Annotated in this window: 1 protein-coding gene and 1 pseudogene; both read left to right on the top strand. The window is 59.3% G+C overall.

Annotated features, from left to right (window positions below; translation table 11 throughout):
• The coding region (locus ACTHUM_RS16675; protein WP_440403515.1) for a GNAT family N-acetyltransferase at window positions 1-247 on the top strand (247 nt) is incomplete at its 5' end.
• Window positions 241-710, top strand: a pseudogene (locus ACTHUM_RS16670) (uracil-DNA glycosylase family protein); the annotation flags it as partial. The gene ACTHUM_RS16675 and the pseudogene ACTHUM_RS16670, both read left to right, overlap by 7 nt.

Here is a 710-nt window from a genome sequence, read left to right as displayed (position 1 = left end):
GCACCTGATTGCCGTCGCGCCCGAATACCGCCGCCAAGGCATTGCGTCCGTCCTGTTGCAACACTGGCAAAACACGGTGCAACAGCAAGGCACAACCCGATTGCTGCTCGAAGTCCGTGCAAGCAATGAAACCGCGCAACAGCTCTACCGCAAACACGGCTTCCAAACCTGCGGCCGCCGCAAAAACTACTACGCCCTGCCCGACGGTGGCAGCGAAGATGCCGTATTGATGGAGAAATCATGTTAAGCAGCCGCTACCTGCACCTGCACGAAGCCTTGGGCTTGGGCCCGATGTGGCTGAACCGAAACGCCAAAATCATCCATGCTGCGCCTCAAGCCGCAGCCGCGCCCGTCCGCCCCAAAACCATTGCTGCCGATACCGCGCAAGCCGTGCGCACTTTATCCGCAGGAGCCCATCAGGCACGCACTGCCGCCATTGCCACTGCGCAAACGGCTAAACCTGCTGTCCGCGTTCCCGAAGCAACACCCAAAGCCATTGCCGAAACACCGGCAAAAACAGAAAAAGCCGCGCATTCAGACAATCTGCCCCGTCTTGACGTAACCATCAGGCCGTCTGAAATCATGGTGGTCAGCATTTGCCCGTCCACCGAAGACAGCCTGCACGGTACGCTGTTTAGCGGCGACGTCGGCACGCTTCTCGACAACATCCTCGCCGCCATCGGTCTCAAACCCGAGCAGGCGCATAAAAC

This window comes from Neisseria sp. P0021.S006, from assembly GCF_051956895.1.
The sequence above is the reverse complement of the archived record's forward strand: the minus strand, read 5'-3'. Positions and strand labels throughout refer to the sequence as shown.